We start from the raw sequence: 15,593 nt of genomic DNA on the forward strand, positions 1-15,593 counted from the left end.
GACACAATGGAAGACACCGACCTGCATGCACTGATGGCCAGACTCGAGTTGCTAATTAGCCGAGTCGAGCAACTAAACCGTCAAAACGGACTCTTAATTGCTCAGGAAAAGACTTGGCGCGAGGAACGCGCGCACCTCATTGAAAAAAACGAAATCGCCCGACACAAGGTGGAATCGATGATTTCGCGCCTCAAAGCCCTGGAGCAAGACTCATGAGTTCAAGCAGTAGCGTCACCGTGCACATCCTCGATAAAGAGTATTCGATCATGTGCCCCCAGGAAGAACGGACCAACCTGGTGAGCGCCGCCCGCTACCTGGATGGCAAAATGCGTGAAATTCGCAGCAGCGGCAAAGTTATTGGCGCCGACCGTATCGCCGTGATGGCCGCGCTGAATATCACCCACGATCTGCTGCACAAGCAGGAAGTCGCCGAAGTTCAGACCAGCAGCGCCACCCGCGAGCAGGTACGCGACCTGCTGGAGCGCGTTGATCTGGTGTTGGCCACTGATCCGAACGAACGCCAAAGCTGATTCAAAAGGTTTCTTTGGGGTATACTCGCGCCACTCCCTGGAGTATTCGCCAGTTAGCGATGTCCCTGAGCCGATTCGCACTACCCTGGAGCTTGCACGTTGGGCCGGTGTGCATGTCCGCTAGACGGAAAGCCTTAAGGTCTACTGCAACTTCCACCTTGAACTTTCGGGTTCAAGGGCCAAGCCGACAGCGGTACGTCGGGGAGCCTGATTTACTAGCACAATGCCAGCCACCTGCTGGCATTGGCTTCCACGAGCCACCATCCGGTGTACTCGCTCCTGAACAGCACGCCATATGAACGAACCTGCGACGCCTACCCGCCCGCAACTTCGCCGAATGCTGCGTAAAGCCCGCCGCGACCTGTCGCCCTGCGAGCAACGCCAGGCCGCTCGCGGCCTGTACCGGCAACTGGCGCAACACCCGCTGTTTCGCCGCGCCAAACACATCTCTCTGTATCTGCCCACTGACGGTGAAATCGATCCGCGTCTGCTGCTGCGTGAAGCTCAGCGCCGAGGCAAGATTACCTATCTGCCAGTGCTCAGTGCCTGGCCAAGAACCAAGATGGTATTTCAGCGGGTTGCCCCCGGTGAAAAGCTGATGCCCAACCGTTTTCGTATTCTCGAACCACGCATCAACCGCGCACGCCAACGCAAGGTCTGGGCGCTCGACCTGGTGTTGTTGCCATTGGTGGGGTTTGATGCCACGGGAGGAAGACTGGGTATGGGTGGCGGTTTTTATGATCGCAGCCTGGCATATCAGGCAAGGCGCCAAAGCTGGCGCAAGCCGATACTACTGGGGCTGGCCCACGAGTGTCAGAAGGTCGAGAGTCTGGCTCAGGCCAGCTGGGATGTCCCTTTGCAGGGCACGGTCTCGGACAGGCAGTGGTACGTCGCCCACTGACAGCCATGGCATCGCGGGTGATGCGATGCCATCGTGATCAAGGTTTAGCGTTTGAAGGGTTGTACTTGCTGTTGCGCCAATTCAGCAGGCGCATCGATCGAGTTTGACCAGAGACTTTGTGCATAGCCCGTTGTAACCACACCCAAACCGAACAAAATAACCAATATCCACAGTAAATCCGGTTTGCGTTTCATCGATTGCCCCCCTTCAGGCAAATCAACACGATGACAGCAACGGTTTTTGGTATGGCCCGTGCAGCAGCGTCAAGCTTAAAAGTCGGGCATTTTGCGACAACACGAACACACACGCAAACTCTGACGTCAACCGACTGTCGGTTTATCAAAAAGTTGCCAGACAAAATAACCACGGCATATTTCTGGAGTAGCAAAAATGGCCTATTGGTTGATGAAATCCGAGCCTGACGAGTTCTCGATCAAGGATTTGCAGAAAATCGGCGAAGCGCGCTGGGACGGCGTGCGCAACTATCAAGCGCGTAACTTTATGCGTGCCATGGCGGTGGGTGATTTGTTCTTTTTCTATCATTCCAGTTGCCCCGAGCCGGGTATTGCCGGGATTGGTCGCATTTGCGAGGCTGCTTACCCGGACCCGACCGCGCTCGACCCGCAAAGCCATTATTTCGACCCCAAGGCCAGCGCCGAGAAAAACCCTTGGAGCGCGCTGCAAGTCGCCCATGAGCAGACCTTCCCGCGAGTGATCAAACTCGACTACCTCAAACAACAAACCGCACTGGCCGAAATGCCGCTGGTACAAAAAGGCAGCCGCCTTTCAGTGATGCCCGTGACCCCGGAGCAATGGGCTGCTATCGCAGAGCTTCAAGCTGCAAGGGATTAGCTTAAAGCTAAAAACTTGCCGCTTGCAGCTCAAAAGCCGTCTACGCTCTGGTCTTCCTTTGACTGGCATCAAGTGGTTTTTGCCTTGAAACCGTCAAACTAGAGCGCTCTGTGACACAGGATGTCGGCATGTCTAGCAATCACCGTATTTCCCACTATTTCGTTATCCCCTTGGCTGTCTTGCTGATTGCAGCAGGCGGGTTCGGTTATTGGAAATCCCAGCACGACCGCCTCCCTGAAGGCATCAGCATGGGCAACGGTCGGCTCGAAGCCACTGAAGTGCAAATCGCGGCAAAAACCCCGGGCCGACTGGCCGAAGTACTGGTCGACGAGGGCGATCGCGTGACCCTGGGCCAACTGCTGGCCCGCATGGACACCCGCACCCTGGAAGCCAGCCGCGCGCAAGCCGAAGCCGAAGTACTGCGCGCCCGCCAAACCTTGGCCGCCAACGAAGCCAACGTGCAATTACGCCAAAGCGAAAAACTGCTGGCCAGCCAGGAACTCGCGCGTTTTCGTCAACTGTCCCAGCGTGGTTTTGCCAGCGGCCAACAACTGGACCAGCAACAGGCCCGGTTCGACACCAGTAACGCAGCAGTGACCGCAGCCCAGGCCCAGGTCGCTGCCGCCAAAGCCGCCATTGGCTCATCCCAAGCTCAGGTCGCACAACTGACCAGCGAAATCGATGACAGCAGCCTGCGCGCACCTATCAACGGCGTAATCCAGTTGCGCCTCGCCGAACCGGGCGAAGTGCTGGGCGCAGGCGGACGGGTCTTCATGATGATCGACCCAAGCGACCAGTACATGAACCTGTACTTGCCCGCTTCGGTGGTAGGCAAACTGACGGTCGGCGCCGACGCTCGCATTGTGCTCGACGCCCTGCCCGATCAGGCGCTGCCGGCAAAAATTACTTTTGTTGCCGCCAAATCGCAATTCACCCCCAAAGAAGTCGAAACCCGCGACGAGCGGCAAAAGCTGGTGTTTCGGGTCAAACTGCGCCTCACCGACCCAAGCGCCGTGCCACAGGCCAAGCCAGGCATGCCGGGTGCAGGCTATGTGCGAACCGCCGACGTGAACTGGCCGGCTAATTTGCAATGAGCGATCTGGCGCTCAACGCCAGTGGCATCAACCACTGGTACGGCAAACAGCAAGCGCTGTTCGATATTACCTTCAGCCTGCCCAAAGGCACGCGCTGCGGGCTGATCGGCCCGGATGGCGCGGGTAAATCGAGCCTGCTGGGGCTGATTGCCGGGGTCAAAAAACTGCAACAAGGCACCCTTGAGGTACTTGGCGGCCCGATTGACAACCGCCGTCACCGCAACACCCTGTACCCGTTGATAGCCTTTATGCCCCAGGGCTTGGGCGGCAACCTGTATCCCGAACTGTCGATCAGCGAAAACATCCGTTTTTTCGGCACCCTGTTCGGCCTGTCAAAAGACGACTGCGAACAGCGCATGGCCGAGCTGCTCAAGGCCACCGATCTTGAGCGTTTTGCCGAACGCCCGGCGGGCAAGCTGTCGGGCGGGATGAAGCAAAAGCTCGGGCTGTGCTGCGCGTTGATTCACGAGCCGGACTTGCTGATCCTCGACGAGCCCACCACCGGCGTCGATCCGCTGTCGCGGCGGCGTTTCTGGGAGCTGGTGGACGACGTACGCAGCCAACGCCCGCAACTCACGCTGCTGGTGGCAACTGCCTATATGGAAGAAGCCGAGCAGTTTGAGCACTGCCTGATGCTTGATCGCGGCAAATTGATTGCTTCAGGGTTAAGTCAGGAATTGGCGGCGGCCACCGGTACCGGAAAACTCGACGAGGCCTTTACCCATTACCAGGGCGACAGCGGCCACAGCAATGAACCGCTGGTGATCCCGCCTCGCACCAGCGACAACAGCGATATCGCCATTGAAGCCCACGACCTGACGCTTAAGTTCGGTGACTTTACCGCGGTGAACAAGGTCAGTTTTGCCATTGGCCGAGGTGAGATTTTCGGCTTTTTGGGTTCCAACGGCTGTGGCAAAACCACCACCATGAAAGTCCTGACCGGGCTGATGCCAGCCACCGAGGGCAGCGCCAAACTGCTCGGCAACCCGGTGAATGCCAAAGACCTGGCCACCCGCAAACGGGTTGGTTTTATGTCGCAAAGTTTCTCGCTGTACGGCGAGTTGAGCGTGCGACAAAACCTGGTGCTGCACGCGCAACTCTTCGACTTGCCCAAGGCTGAAAGCGAGCCGCGTATCGAAGAGCTGATCGAACGTTTCGACCTCGGCGCTGTGGCCGCACAGCAGTCCGGAGAACTGCCGCTGGGCCTGCGCCAGCGTTTGTCGCTGGCGGTTGCCGTGCTGCATCGCCCCGAAGTGCTGATCCTCGATGAGCCGACCTCCGGCGTCGACCCGGCCGCCCGTGATGACTTTTGGCGCCTGCTGATCGAGTTGTCTCGCGAGCAGGGGGTGACCATCTTTTTGTCCACCCACTTTATGAACGAAGCCCAGCGCTGCGACCGCATCTCGCTGATGCACGCAGGCAAGGTACTTGCCTGCGATACCCCCGATGCGCTGCAACAACAGTTCAAGGGTGACACGCTGGAAGCCGCTTTCGTTACCTGCCTTGAGCAGGCACAAAACGATCAGGGGGCCAGCCCTGAACCTGCGGCAGAGCCTGGCGCCACGTCGGTCGTCAAGGCACCGCCGCCGGTCAGTAAAAGAGGCTTTAGCCTGACCCGACTGATCGCCGTCGCCAGCCGTGAATCCAAAGAACTGCTGCGCGACAAAGTGCGTATGGCCTTCGCCTTGCTGGGTGCAGTGTTCATGATGGTGATTTTTGGCTACGGCATTTCGCTGGACGTCGAGAACCTTGCCTTCGCTGTCTACGATCAGGACCAGAGCCCGCAAAGCCGGGCCTATCTCGAAGCATTCCGGGGTTCACGCTACTTCGAAGAGCACGCCCCAATCCGTAGTGCTGACGAGTTGCACAAGCGCCTGCAGCGCTCGGAAATCAAAATCGCGCTGGAGATCCCGCCGGGCTTTGGCCGCGATTTGTATGCCGGGCGCCAGCCTACGGTTGCTGCTTGGCTTGATGGCGGCATGCCGTTTCGCGCCGAAACCAGCCGTAGCTATGTGCAGGCCGTGCATCAGGCCAACCTTGCACAACTGGCCACCCTGAGCAGCCTGGCGCAAAACAGGCAGGCCGCTGCCAAGCTTGAAACCCGTTTTCGCTACAACCAGGATGTGATCAGCGTAAACGCCATCGGTCCGGGCGTGATGGCGCTGATTCTCGCGTTTATCCCGGCCATGCTGACCGCACTGGGCATCGTGCGTGAAAAAGAGCTGGGCTCGATCACCAACTTCTATGCCACACCGCTGACGCGCCTTGAATTTCTGTTGGGCAAGCAGGCGCCGTACCTGGCGGTGAGCCTGGTCAACCTGGCATTGCTGGTGGCCATGAACCGCTGGCTGTTTGGCGTACCGTTCAAAGGCAGCGGGATTACTCTGGCGCTGGGCGGGCTGCTGTATGTGTTGTCGACCACCAGCATGGGCCTGTTGATTTCCGCATTCACCCGCACCCAGATCGCAGCGATCCTGGGCACCATGATCATCACCAGCTTGCCGACTATTCAGTTTTCCGGGTTGCTTGTGCCGCGCTCCTCACTGGAGGGTGCGTCGGCACTGATGGGCATGCTGTTCCCGGCCGGGCACTTCCTCGATATTGCGGTGGGCACCTTCACCAAAGCGCTCGACCTGCGGCAACTGTGGCCGCAGTGCCTGGCGCTGTTTGGCTTTTTTGTCGCGTTTACCGGGCTGAGTCTGATCATGCTCAAGAAGCAGGAGGTTTGATGCACAAGCTCTCGCACATCCTGCGTCTTGGCCTTAAAGAGCTCACCAGCCTGCGGCATGACAGCGTGCTGCTGCTGTTTTTGCTCTATGCCTTTACGGTGGCGATTTATATGCCCGCCTCGAGTTCTATCATCGGTGTGCACAACGCCAGCGTTGCCATCATTGATGAAGACCACAGCCCTCTGTCACGCAAACTCAGTGAATCGCTGCTGCCGCCAGAGTTCAAAACGCCGCAAGCCTTGCCTTATGACCAGCTCGATCAAGCGATGGATAACGGCCAATACACGTTTGTGATCAATGTGCCGGCCAACTTCCAGGCTGACTTGCTGGCAGGCCGCGAACCCGGTGTGCAAGTCAACATCGACGCGACTGCCATGAGCCAGGCCTTTATGGGCGCGGGATACATCGGGCAGATCTTCCAGCGGGAACTGCTCAACTATTCTGGCCAGGGTGACGCGGCCACTAAAGCCCCGGCACTGATCTCCAGCCGCGCGTTGTTCAACCCCAATCTGGAAGGCGGATGGTTTTTGGCCGTGATCCAGATCGTCAACAACATCACCATTCTGGCCATTGTGCTAACGGGCACCGCCCTGCTGCGCGAGCGCGAACACGGAACCCTCGACCATTTGCTGGTGCTGCCGCTGACGGCGCTGGAAATAATGCTGGCAAAAATCTGGAGCAACATGCTGGTCGTGGTGCTGTGCACCTGGATATCGCTGGAAGTGGTGGTGAAGTGGGCGCTGGGCGTGCCGCTGGCGGGGTCGCTGACCCTGTTTTTGCTGGTTACCGCGCTGTATCTGTTCGCCAGCACCGCGCTGGGGATCTTCCTCGCCACATTGGCCCGTTCAACCCCGCAATTCGGTCTGCTGGCGATCCCGGTGATCATCCCGATGCTCTTGCTCTCGGGCGGCAGCACACCGCTGGACAGCATGCCCGTGTGGCTGCAATGGGTGATGCAGTGCTCGCCGTCGACTCACTTTGTAAGCTTGAGCGCGGCGATCCTGTTCCGCGGTGCGGGAGTGAGCGTGGTGTGGCCTGACTTGCTGGCACTGGCCGGTATCGGACTGGTGTTTTTCGCCATTGCTCTGGCGCGGTTTCGCAAGAGCCTTGCCTCGTAAGCCCGCTCCCACCGGGTCTACGGCGCCCTATTGAACAATCAAATTGTTAAACAGCAGGTCGTCGACCATCGGCTTGCCGGTTTCGTCGGTCATCACTTGCTGGATTTGCTTCAAGGCATCCTGGCGCAGCTTTTCCTTGGCTTCGACACTGCCCAGGGTTTCGCTGGTCTGCTGGGTAAAAAGCCCCACCAACTGATTGCGAATCAGCGGATCATTGGCTTTAACTGCCTTGGCCGCCTCGGCACCCGTCACGCGCAAGGAAATATCGGCCTTGTAGACTTTGAGCCTTGAGCTACCGTCCAGGCCGTAGTTGCCCACGAATGGCGGGCTCAGGGTGATATAGCTGACCTTGTCGCCGCCTTCTTGTTCCTCTTGCGCGACTGCCGCCATCGGCAAGGACAGGGCCAGCATCAACATGATCCACGCTTTCACAATTCGCTCCTTTGTTCGGTTTGAGGGCAAGCATACGGGGCTGCTTGCAGGCCTATCCACCGTTATCGGCCAGCACCTGCAAAGCCATAGGCCTGTGAGCCTGGCTTATGCTCACCTCTTCGACCCTTGCATCCTCCATCATCAGTAGCGTCCTGACGCTCTCGGGCAAAATATCCATAAACTTGCGGCTGCGTTTTTGCTGGCAGGTCTGCACCACCCTTACCATCCCTTGTGACAGATCAAACAGCGCCACTGCCAACTGCTCGCTGGAATATTTTTTCGCAATATACGCGCCAACTAACCAGTCGTGAGTGGCCATAAACAATTTCAGCTGTGCCAGCGGCATGTTGATCTTGCGCCGCATATAACGTTCGACCTCGGTATTGAGTTGCCGGCAAGTGGCCCCGCCCAGATCAAAATCGCGCAGATCGGTCACCGAGCTGCGGCTCGTGTCAAAACTGAACACTAGCGGCGCGTTGACTTCGACTTGCGCAGGGTTATCTCCCTCCAGCGGCCAGGTCGAGAATCGCCACTGGCGGACGACCTTCAAGGTGGCCCCGGCAAATTGCGGATGAGTGCTGTAGATAATTTGCGGATCGACCACCGAGCCGTCGGCGTTGACCATAAAGCGCACCCAGACCTCGCCAGACAGTTTGATACGCTGCAGATCAATTGGATATTCAGGTTTGACGACATGCTCGATCGAAGGTGGATAGCCTTTCGCCCATACACTCAATGTCATCAACATACCCAGCACCATCAATACACATTTCATACCTTCCACCCGCAATTGCACCAAACCGCGCCCACATGGGTGCAGAGGGGGAAATACTATTAATGTGCTGCCCAATTTCTCAGTTCATGGGCTCCGATCCTGCCGTGGGATGGCTCCGATTGCACATAGGGCCGCTGCCTACTTAAACATTCGCTGCCGATAAATTCGTCATCCCTGTGGATAGTTTTATATCCACACGCCATGTTCATTAGTGAAAACAGCATGCTGGATATTTCCTTCAACACCTGAAGACAATGCCTGTCATTTTCAGTAACGAAAATGTAACGTTCGCGCTCGCTGATATAACAAGAAATTTGGAGCTCTTGAATGTTTGCTTTTTTCCGACCTGCCGCACACCAGGCTCCCCTGCCTGAAGAAAAAATAGACAGCACTTATCGACGACTGCGCTGGCAGATTTTCGCCGGTATTTTCTTCGGTTACGCGGGGTACTACCTGCTGCGTAAAAACTTCTCGCTGGCCATGCCGTACCTGATCGACGAGGGTTATACCCGGGGTCAGCTGGGTGTCGCGATGTCAGCGATTGCCATTGCTTACGGCTTGTCAAAGTTCCTTATGGGACTGGTGTCAGACCGCTCTAATCCGCGCTTCTTCTTGCCCTTTGGCTTGTTGATTTCAGCCGGCGTGATGTTCATTTTCGGTTTCGCACCTTGGGCAACGTCCAGCGTGACCATGATGTTCATTTTGCTGTTTATCAACGGCTGGGCGCAGGGCATGGGCTGGCCGCCGAGTGGCCGGACCATGGTTCACTGGTGGTCGCAGAAGGAACGCGGCGGTGTGGTATCGGTATGGAACGTGGCTCACAACGTGGGCGGCGGCCTGATCGGCCCGCTGTTTTTGCTGGGCATGGCCTGGTTCAACGACTGGCACGCCGCCTTCTATGTGCCCGCAACGGTTGCCCTGGTGGTAGCGTTATTTGCGTTTATTGCCATGCGCGATACCCCGCAGTCTGTCGGTTTGCCGCCGATTGAGCAGTACAAGAATGATTACCCGGTGGGTTACGACTCCAGCCACGAAGACGAATTCAGCGCCAAAGAGATCTTCGTCAAATACGTGCTGCGCAACAAAATGCTCTGGTACATCGCCATGGCTAACGTGTTCGTTTACCTGCTGCGTTACGGCGTACTGGACTGGGCGCCTACCTATCTCAAGGAAGCCAAGCATTTCACGGTGGATACCACCTCGTGGGCATACTTCTTCTATGAGTGGGCGGGAATTCCAGGCACGTTGCTGTGCGGCTGGATGTCGGACAAAATTTTCCGCGGCAATCGCGGCCTGACCGGCATTGTATTTATGTCGCTGGTGACGGTCGCAACGCTGGTTTACTGGCTCAACCCGCCGGGAAACCCGACCGTCGACATGATCGCGCTGTTCTCTATCGGCTTCCTGATTTACGGGCCGGTGATGCTGATCGGTTTGCAGGCGCTGGAACTGGCACCGAAGAAAGCTGCAGGAACAGCCGCGGGCTTCACCGGGCTGTTCGGCTACCTGGGCGGCTCGGTCGCGGCCAGTGCGGCCATGGGCTATCTGGTTGACCACTTCGGTTGGGATGGCGGCTTTGTGCTGTTGATCAGCGCGTGCCTGTTGGCCATCGCGTTTATGATCCCGACGTTGCGCCACAAAAATACGGCCAGTGAAGAACGTGCGGTCAGCGCTCCCGCTTAAGGCGTGACCGGCCCACAGCGCTTGAGTCGTGCCTCCAGGTTTCGATCTGGCATGGCGTGACTGCGCAGGGCGTTTACGGTCTGCTCGACATAATCGCGAGTAGTGCCGTAGCGCCCACTGGCGTTGGCCAGTACCTGGCTCAACACGCCATCCGGCAGGTTGCCCGCATAGCTGGGCAGATGTCGCTCCAGCACAAACCCCAAGGCCTGCACCTGACTGCCATCTTCGAGTCGGCAGGTAAGCCAGTGAGGACGATACGAGGGCACCGGCATTTCGCGCAGCCACAGGGCGTAGAGCGAGGCGTCGAGGTTGTCTTCGGGCAAGCGATAAGCAAAGCCACTGCATGAACCACCACGGTCCAGGCCAAACACCAGGCCCGGCCATTGCGGCGTGCCGCGATGCTCGTGGGACCACAGATACAACCCGCGATGGTAGCCATGCACCCGGCCACGCACACGCTCGACCGCCGTGCACTCTGGACGCCAGATCAGGGAGCCATACGCAAACAACCAAACCGGCCCGCCTTGGTGACGCGCCATAGTGCTGTGCATGGAGTTGAGCAATTGCTCCGGGGTCAACGGCGCCCCTAGGTCGAGTCGCGGCGGATAAGCCAGATTCAAGCAGGCAGATTCACGGGTAGTTATCGCAGAAGGCATTGTGTCCTACAGGCATTACATGCAGTAAACAAAATAACGACCTGAATCTTATAGCACCCAATACGCTATGGCCCGCCCAGCAAGACGTATGGCTCGGCGACTTCACATATGCGACTAGACTCAAAACGGCTTTCGTTCAGGGACTCTTCAAACAATCCCTTTATAGTTGCCAGCCACAGGCGCACACCCAACAGAGGTTGTTACATGAAAAACATTGGGATCTGCTACCTGTTGATATTGGCGTATGCCAGTTCAGCACTGGCACAAGATGACACACAGCAAAAAGAAGATGGCTTCTGGTATCTGCAAACCAGTGTCTATACCCGACACTTTTCGCCAGATTCAGAACATAACAACAATCAGGATCTGATCGGCATTGAGCACCATGACGCTTCAGGCTGGTTGTTCGGCGGAGCGACCTTTCGCAACTCATTCAGACAGCGTTCGTATTACGCCTATGCAGGCAAACGCTTTGATAGCGACACGTACCCGGTATACCTGAAGCTGACAGGCGGCCTGCTGGAAGGCTACCACGGTGAATACCAGGACAAGATTCCGCTCAACCGCTTCGGTGTAGCCCCGGTGATTATTCCCTCGGTCGGCGCTTACTACGGCCCGGTAGCAGCCGAGTTGGTACTGCTAGGTTTCAATGCGGCAATGATTACCACCGGCCTGCGCTTTTGAAACTTGCTATGACGTAGTCGCTGCCGAGGCACGAAGGCTGCGAGCTTTAAATTTTAACAGCTCGCAGCCTTCGTGCCTCGGCAGCGACTACGGATGTTGCGTTGTGCTCAAGGCCGCGGGCAATAGGCAAACACATCGGCACGCATCTGGTGTGCGTCCATGCCTGCAGCCACCAGCGCGTCAAGAGTGCCGTAGATCATCGCAGGCGAGCCGCTGGCATAAACATGCACGCTGGCCAGATCGCTGATGTCTTCACACACCGCCTCATGCAACATGCCGCACCGCCCTTCCCAGCCACACAAGTCACTCACCACCTTGTGCAGGAACAGGTTGGGGATTTTCTCCCACTCAGCCCACTGTTCCAGGGTGTAGAAGTCCTCGGGACGACGTACACCCCAGTACAGATGCACCGGATGCTTGAAGCCTTTGGCGCGGCAATGCTCGATCAGGCTGTGCATTTGCGCCATGCCGGTGCCAGCAGCGATCAAGACCAACGGCCCGTCCGGCAGTTCGGACAAATGGGTGTCACCAAACGGCAGCTCAAGACGAACCATTTTGTTGCGCTGCAGTTGTTCGATCAGGCGCCGCGCGCTGTCTTCGCGCACCAGCACATGCAGTTCAAGGTCGCGCCCCGAATGCGGCGCACTGGCCAGCGAAAACGCCGATTTATCGCCGTTTTCACGTTCCAGCATCACGTATTGTCCGGCGTGATAACGCGGTGGCTTGCCCGCAGGTGCACGCAAGCGCACCCGCCACACATCGCCACCCATATCGACACATTCGGTCAATTGACACGCCAGGCTACGCACCGGTAACTCTCCCAACGCAAGCACGCCATCCCACAACACTACACAGTCTTCCAGCGGCGCCGCCAGGCAGGTGTAAAACTCGCCGTGATCACGCACATCACCCGCCTGCTCCACCTGACCCTCAACCAGCAAGGCCGCACACACGTGGCAATTACCATTGCGACAGCTCTGTGGGCATTCATAGCCCAAACGCTGCGCCGCATCCAGAATTCGCTCGCCAGGCAAGGTTTCCAGTACCGCACCTGAAGGCTGCAAGGTTACACGCATCAATCTATTCCTAATTGATTCCAGATGTCATCGATCCGGCGAGTGACCGCCTCATCCTTGACGATGACCCGGCCCCATTCGCGGGTGGTTTCACCCGGCCATTTATTGGTCGCATCCAGCCCCATCTTCGAACCCAGGCCGGAAACCGGTGAGGCAAAGTCGAGGTAATCGATTGGCGTGTTGTCGATCATCACCGTGTCGCGCTTGGGGTCCATGCGCGTGGTAATGGCCCAGATCACGTCGTTCCAGTCGCGGGCATTGATGTCGTCGTCAGTGACGATAACGAATTTGGTGTACATGAACTGGCGCAAAAACGACCACACACCCAGCATTACGCGCTTGGCATGTCCCGGATACTGCTTTTTGATGGTCACGATGGCCATGCGGTACGAGCAGCCTTCGGGTGGCAAGTAGAAGTCGGTGATTTCCGGAAACTGCTTTTGCAGGATCGGCACAAACACTTCGTTCAGCGCCACACCCAAAATCGCCGGTTCATCCGGTGGACGGCCGGTATAGGTGCTGTGGTAGATCGGTTTGACCCGATGGGTGATGCGCTCGACGGTGAACACCGGGAAGCTGTCGACTTCGTTGTAGTAACCGGTATGGTCGCCGTACGGGCCTTCTGGGGCCATCTCACCGGGATGAATCACGCCTTCAAGGATGATTTCTGCAGTGGCAGGCACTTGCAGGTCGTTGCCACGGCACTTCACCAGCTCGGTGCGATTGCCCCGCAGCAAGCCCGCAAAGGCGTACTCCGACAAGCTGTCCGGCACAGGGGTCACAGCACCGAGAATGGTCGCTGGGTCAGCACCCAGGGCCACGGATACCGGGAATGGCTGGCCAGGGTGTTTTTCGCACCAGTCGCGGTAATCCAGCGCGCCGCCACGGTGGCTCAACCAGCGCATGATGACCTTGTTGCGGCCAATCACCTGCTGGCGATAAATGCCCAGGTTCTGACGCTCCTTGTTCGGCCCCTTGGTCACGGTCAGGCCCCAGGTAATCAGCGGCGCAACGTCACCCGGCCAGCAGTGCTGAACCGGCAACAGGCCAAGATCGACGTCATCACCTTCGATGACCACTTCCTGGCACACCGCGTCTTTGACGACTTTGGGGGCCATGGCAATGATCTTGCGGAAGATCGGCAGCTTGGACCATGCGTCTTTCAAACCTTTAGGCGGCTCAGGCTCCTTGAGGAACGCCAGCAGCTTGCCGATTTCACGCAACTCACTGACCGCCTCGGCACCCATGCCCAAGGCCACGCGCTCCGGCGTACCAAACAGGTTACCGAGCACCGGAATGTCGTAGCCCACCGGGTTTTCAAACAGTAAAGCCGGACCTTTTGCACGCAAAGTACGGTCGCAGATTTCTGTCATTTCCAGCTTGGGAGACACTGGAACCTGGATGCGCTTGAGTTCGCCGCGCTTTTCCAGGCCGCTAATAAAGTCGCGTAAGTCGCGATACTGCATGCTTGAGCCTCATAGTGGCCGTGGCGTTGGGAAGCAGAGTGTAGCGCCCAAGCCGTCTGTTCTGAAGGGAGAGCTGCCCGGATCAAAAAAGCTCAGACAGCAAAAAGCCGGGTTTCCCCGGCTTTTGCTTAGCCTGCGACGACTTACTTGCGCTTCATCGACAGGAAGAACTCATCGTTGGTCTTGGTCTGCTTCAGCTTGTCGATCAAGAACTCGATAGCTGCGACTTCGTCCATCGGGTGCAACAACTTGCGCAGGATCCACATGCGTTGCAACTCGTCGTCTGCGGTCAGCAACTCTTCGCGGCGGGTGCCGGAACGGTTGATGTTGATCGCAGGGAAGACGCGTTTTTCAGCGATTTTGCGGTCCAGAGGCAGTTCCATGTTACCGGTGCCTTTGAACTCTTCGTAGATCACTTCATCCATCTTCGAGCCGGTTTCAACCAGCGCGGTAGCGATGATGGTCAGCGAACCGCCTTCTTCGATGTTTCGCGCAGCACCGAAGAAACGCTTTGGCTTCTCAAGGGCGTGAGCATCGACACCACCGGTCAATACCTTGCCGGAGCTCGGGATTACGGTGTTGTAGGCACGGGCCAGACGCGTGATGGAGTCGAGCAGGATCACTACGTCTTTTTTGTGCTCGACCAGGCGCTTGGCCTTCTCGATCACCATTTCAGCAACCTGCACGTGGCGGGTTGGTGGCTCGTCGAAGGTGGAAGCAACCACTTCGCCGCGTACGGTACGCTGCATTTCGGTAACTTCTTCCGGGCGCTCGTCGATCAACAGAACGATCAAGTGCACTTCAGGGTTGTTACGCGAAATGTTCGACGCGATGTTCTGCAGCATGATGGTCTTGCCCGCTTTTGGCGGAGCAACGATCAGACCGCGCTGACCTTTACCGATCGGAGCACAGAGGTCGATGACACGACCGGTCAGATCTTCGGTGGAACCGTTACCGATTTCCATCTTCATGCGAATAGTCGGGAACAGCGGGGTCAAGTTCTCGAAGAGAATCTTGTTTTTCGCGTTCTCTGGACGATCGTAGTTGATCGTGTCGACTTTCAGCAGTGCGAAGTACCGCTCGCCTTCTTTTGGCGGACGGATTTTACCGACGATGGTGTCGCCAGTGCGCAAGTTGAAGCGTCGAATCTGGCTAGGCGAGACGTAGATATCGTCCGGGCCGGCCAGGTAAGAGGCGTCAGCGGAGCGCAGGAAGCCGAAGCCGTCCTGGAGAATCTCCAGCACGCCATCACCGGAGATTTCCTCGCCGCTTTTCGCGTGCTTTTTGAGCAGGGAGAAAATCACGTCCTGCTTGCGCGAACGGGCCATATTTTCTATGCCCATCTGTTCGGCCAATTCGAGCAGTTCGGTAATCGGCTTTTGCTTGAGTTCAGTCAGGTTCATATAGGAATGACGTAATCATTTATGGAGGGGGAAATTAAGCTTTTGGCTTAATGAGGCCGCGCCGCAGAGAAGGCGACAGGATCGCGTACTAATTCGATAAGGAGTGCGTCGGCGACGGCTTGCAGGGGGCAGTGGAGAAACCAGTGCGGGGCCGAATGTACCACTTGAGTTTCATAGCGTCTAGTCCTTGAGCC

The 15,593-nt window shown here is 57.5% G+C and carries 16 protein-coding genes and 1 other RNA gene; 10 read left to right on the forward strand and 7 right to left on the reverse strand.

All coding sequences use genetic code 11. The features are described from left to right. The first annotated feature begins 6 nt into the window (after window positions 1-6). From V6L79_RS02140 to V6L79_RS02155, 4 genes are all read left to right on the forward strand, one after another. Complete coding sequence (locus tag V6L79_RS02140; protein ID WP_261740206.1) at window positions 7-216, forward strand: TIGR02449 family protein; 210 nt, start codon at window positions 7-9, stop codon at window positions 214-216. Beyond that, window positions 213-530: a cell division protein ZapA gene (locus V6L79_RS02145; RefSeq protein ID WP_261740207.1), complete on the forward strand. Its 318-nt coding sequence runs from the start codon at window positions 213-215 to the stop codon at window positions 528-530. The genes V6L79_RS02140 and V6L79_RS02145 overlap by 4 nt, the downstream gene beginning before the upstream one ends. Window positions 531-561: 31 nt before the next feature. Continuing rightward, a non-coding RNA gene (gene ssrS, locus V6L79_RS02150) (6S RNA) lies at window positions 562-739 on the forward strand. Window positions 740-825: 86 nt separating this feature from the next. Then, window positions 826-1,431 (forward strand): 5-formyltetrahydrofolate cyclo-ligase, encoded by a 606-nt coding sequence (locus tag V6L79_RS02155; RefSeq protein ID WP_261740208.1) that lies wholly within the window; start codon window positions 826-828, stop codon window positions 1,429-1,431. Window positions 1,432-1,475: 44 nt separating this feature from the next. Here the strand turns inward: V6L79_RS02155 and V6L79_RS02160 are convergent, their stop codons facing one another. Further along, window positions 1,476-1,625, reverse strand: coding sequence for a hypothetical protein (locus V6L79_RS02160; protein ID WP_261740209.1), 150 nt, complete (start codon window positions 1,623-1,625; stop codon window positions 1,476-1,478). Window positions 1,626-1,821: 196 nt separating this feature from the next. Between V6L79_RS02160 and V6L79_RS02165 the strand changes: the two genes are divergently transcribed. The 4 genes from V6L79_RS02165 to V6L79_RS02180 all read left to right on the forward strand — a co-directional run bounded on the left by V6L79_RS02165 (window position 1,822) and on the right by V6L79_RS02180 (window position 7,224). Continuing rightward, window positions 1,822-2,283, forward strand: coding sequence for an EVE domain-containing protein (locus tag V6L79_RS02165; protein WP_261740210.1), 462 nt, complete (start codon window positions 1,822-1,824; stop codon window positions 2,281-2,283). Between the two features lie 128 nt (window positions 2,284-2,411). After that, window positions 2,412-3,377, forward strand: a complete 966-nt coding sequence (locus V6L79_RS02170; protein ID WP_261740211.1) for an HlyD family secretion protein — start codon at window positions 2,412-2,414, stop codon at window positions 3,375-3,377. Continuing rightward, window positions 3,374-6,106 (forward strand): ribosome-associated ATPase/putative transporter RbbA, encoded by a 2,733-nt coding sequence (gene rbbA / locus V6L79_RS02175; protein WP_321837331.1) that lies wholly within the window; start codon window positions 3,374-3,376, stop codon window positions 6,104-6,106. The genes V6L79_RS02170 and rbbA overlap by 4 nt, the downstream gene beginning before the upstream one ends. Next, window positions 6,106-7,224 (forward strand): ABC transporter permease, encoded by a 1,119-nt coding sequence (locus V6L79_RS02180; RefSeq protein ID WP_261740213.1) that lies wholly within the window; start codon window positions 6,106-6,108, stop codon window positions 7,222-7,224. Before rbbA ends, V6L79_RS02180 begins: the two co-directional genes overlap by 1 nt. Before the next feature lie 27 nt (window positions 7,225-7,251). On the opposite strand, the gene V6L79_RS02185 is transcribed toward V6L79_RS02180, so the two are convergent. Both V6L79_RS02185 and V6L79_RS02190 read right to left on the reverse strand, forming a co-directional pair. After that, window positions 7,252-7,656: a flagellar basal body-associated protein FliL gene (locus V6L79_RS02185; protein WP_261740214.1), complete on the reverse strand. Its 405-nt coding sequence runs from the start codon at window positions 7,654-7,656 to the stop codon at window positions 7,252-7,254. A 52-nt stretch (window positions 7,657-7,708) separates the two neighbouring features. After that, window positions 7,709-8,404, reverse strand: coding sequence for an energy transducer TonB (locus V6L79_RS02190; RefSeq protein WP_338579756.1), 696 nt, complete (start codon window positions 8,402-8,404; stop codon window positions 7,709-7,711). Window positions 8,405-8,758: 354 nt separating this feature from the next. Here V6L79_RS02190 and glpT point away from each other — a divergent pair, with 354 nt between their 5' ends. Continuing rightward, window positions 8,759-10,114 carry a glycerol-3-phosphate transporter gene (gene glpT / locus V6L79_RS02195; RefSeq protein WP_261740216.1) on the forward strand — a complete coding sequence of 452 codons (1,356 nt, stop codon included), beginning with the start codon at window positions 8,759-8,761 and terminating at the stop codon, window positions 10,112-10,114. On the opposite strand, the gene V6L79_RS02200 is transcribed toward glpT, so the two are convergent. Further along, the gene (locus tag V6L79_RS02200) at window positions 10,111-10,758 is read right to left on the reverse strand and encodes a gamma-glutamylcyclotransferase (protein ID WP_261742517.1); all 648 of its coding nucleotides are present in this window, start codon (window positions 10,756-10,758) and stop codon (window positions 10,111-10,113) included. The genes glpT and V6L79_RS02200 overlap by 4 nt on opposite strands. Window positions 10,759-10,974: 216 nt before the next feature. On the opposite strand from V6L79_RS02200, the gene V6L79_RS02205 reads away from it, so the two are divergent. Continuing rightward, window positions 10,975-11,454 (forward strand): sn-glycerol-3-phosphate transporter, encoded by a 480-nt coding sequence (locus tag V6L79_RS02205; protein WP_261740217.1) that lies wholly within the window; start codon window positions 10,975-10,977, stop codon window positions 11,452-11,454. Between the two features lie 107 nt (window positions 11,455-11,561). Here V6L79_RS02205 and V6L79_RS02210 read toward each other — a convergent pair whose 3' ends face one another. The 3 genes from V6L79_RS02210 to rho all read right to left on the reverse strand — a co-directional run bounded on the left by V6L79_RS02210 (window position 11,562) and on the right by rho (window position 15,399). Next, complete coding sequence (locus V6L79_RS02210) at window positions 11,562-12,530, reverse strand: CDP-6-deoxy-delta-3,4-glucoseen reductase (protein ID WP_261740218.1); 969 nt, start codon at window positions 12,528-12,530, stop codon at window positions 11,562-11,564. Continuing rightward, a complete protein-coding gene (gene ubiD, locus V6L79_RS02215) occupies window positions 12,530-13,996 on the reverse strand; it encodes a 4-hydroxy-3-polyprenylbenzoate decarboxylase (RefSeq protein ID WP_261740219.1) in 1,467 nt (488 codons plus the stop codon). The genes V6L79_RS02210 and ubiD overlap by 1 nt, the downstream gene beginning before the upstream one ends. A gap of 143 nt (window positions 13,997-14,139) precedes the next feature. After that, window positions 14,140-15,399, reverse strand: a complete 1,260-nt coding sequence (gene rho, locus V6L79_RS02220; RefSeq protein ID WP_048360574.1) for a transcription termination factor Rho — start codon at window positions 15,397-15,399, stop codon at window positions 14,140-14,142. Window positions 15,400-15,593: the final 194 nt, after the last annotated feature.

It is taken from the genome of Pseudomonas sp. ML2-2023-6 (genome assembly GCF_037055265.1).
Classification (GTDB): Bacteria; Pseudomonadota; Gammaproteobacteria; order Pseudomonadales; family Pseudomonadaceae; genus Aquipseudomonas; species Aquipseudomonas kulmbachensis.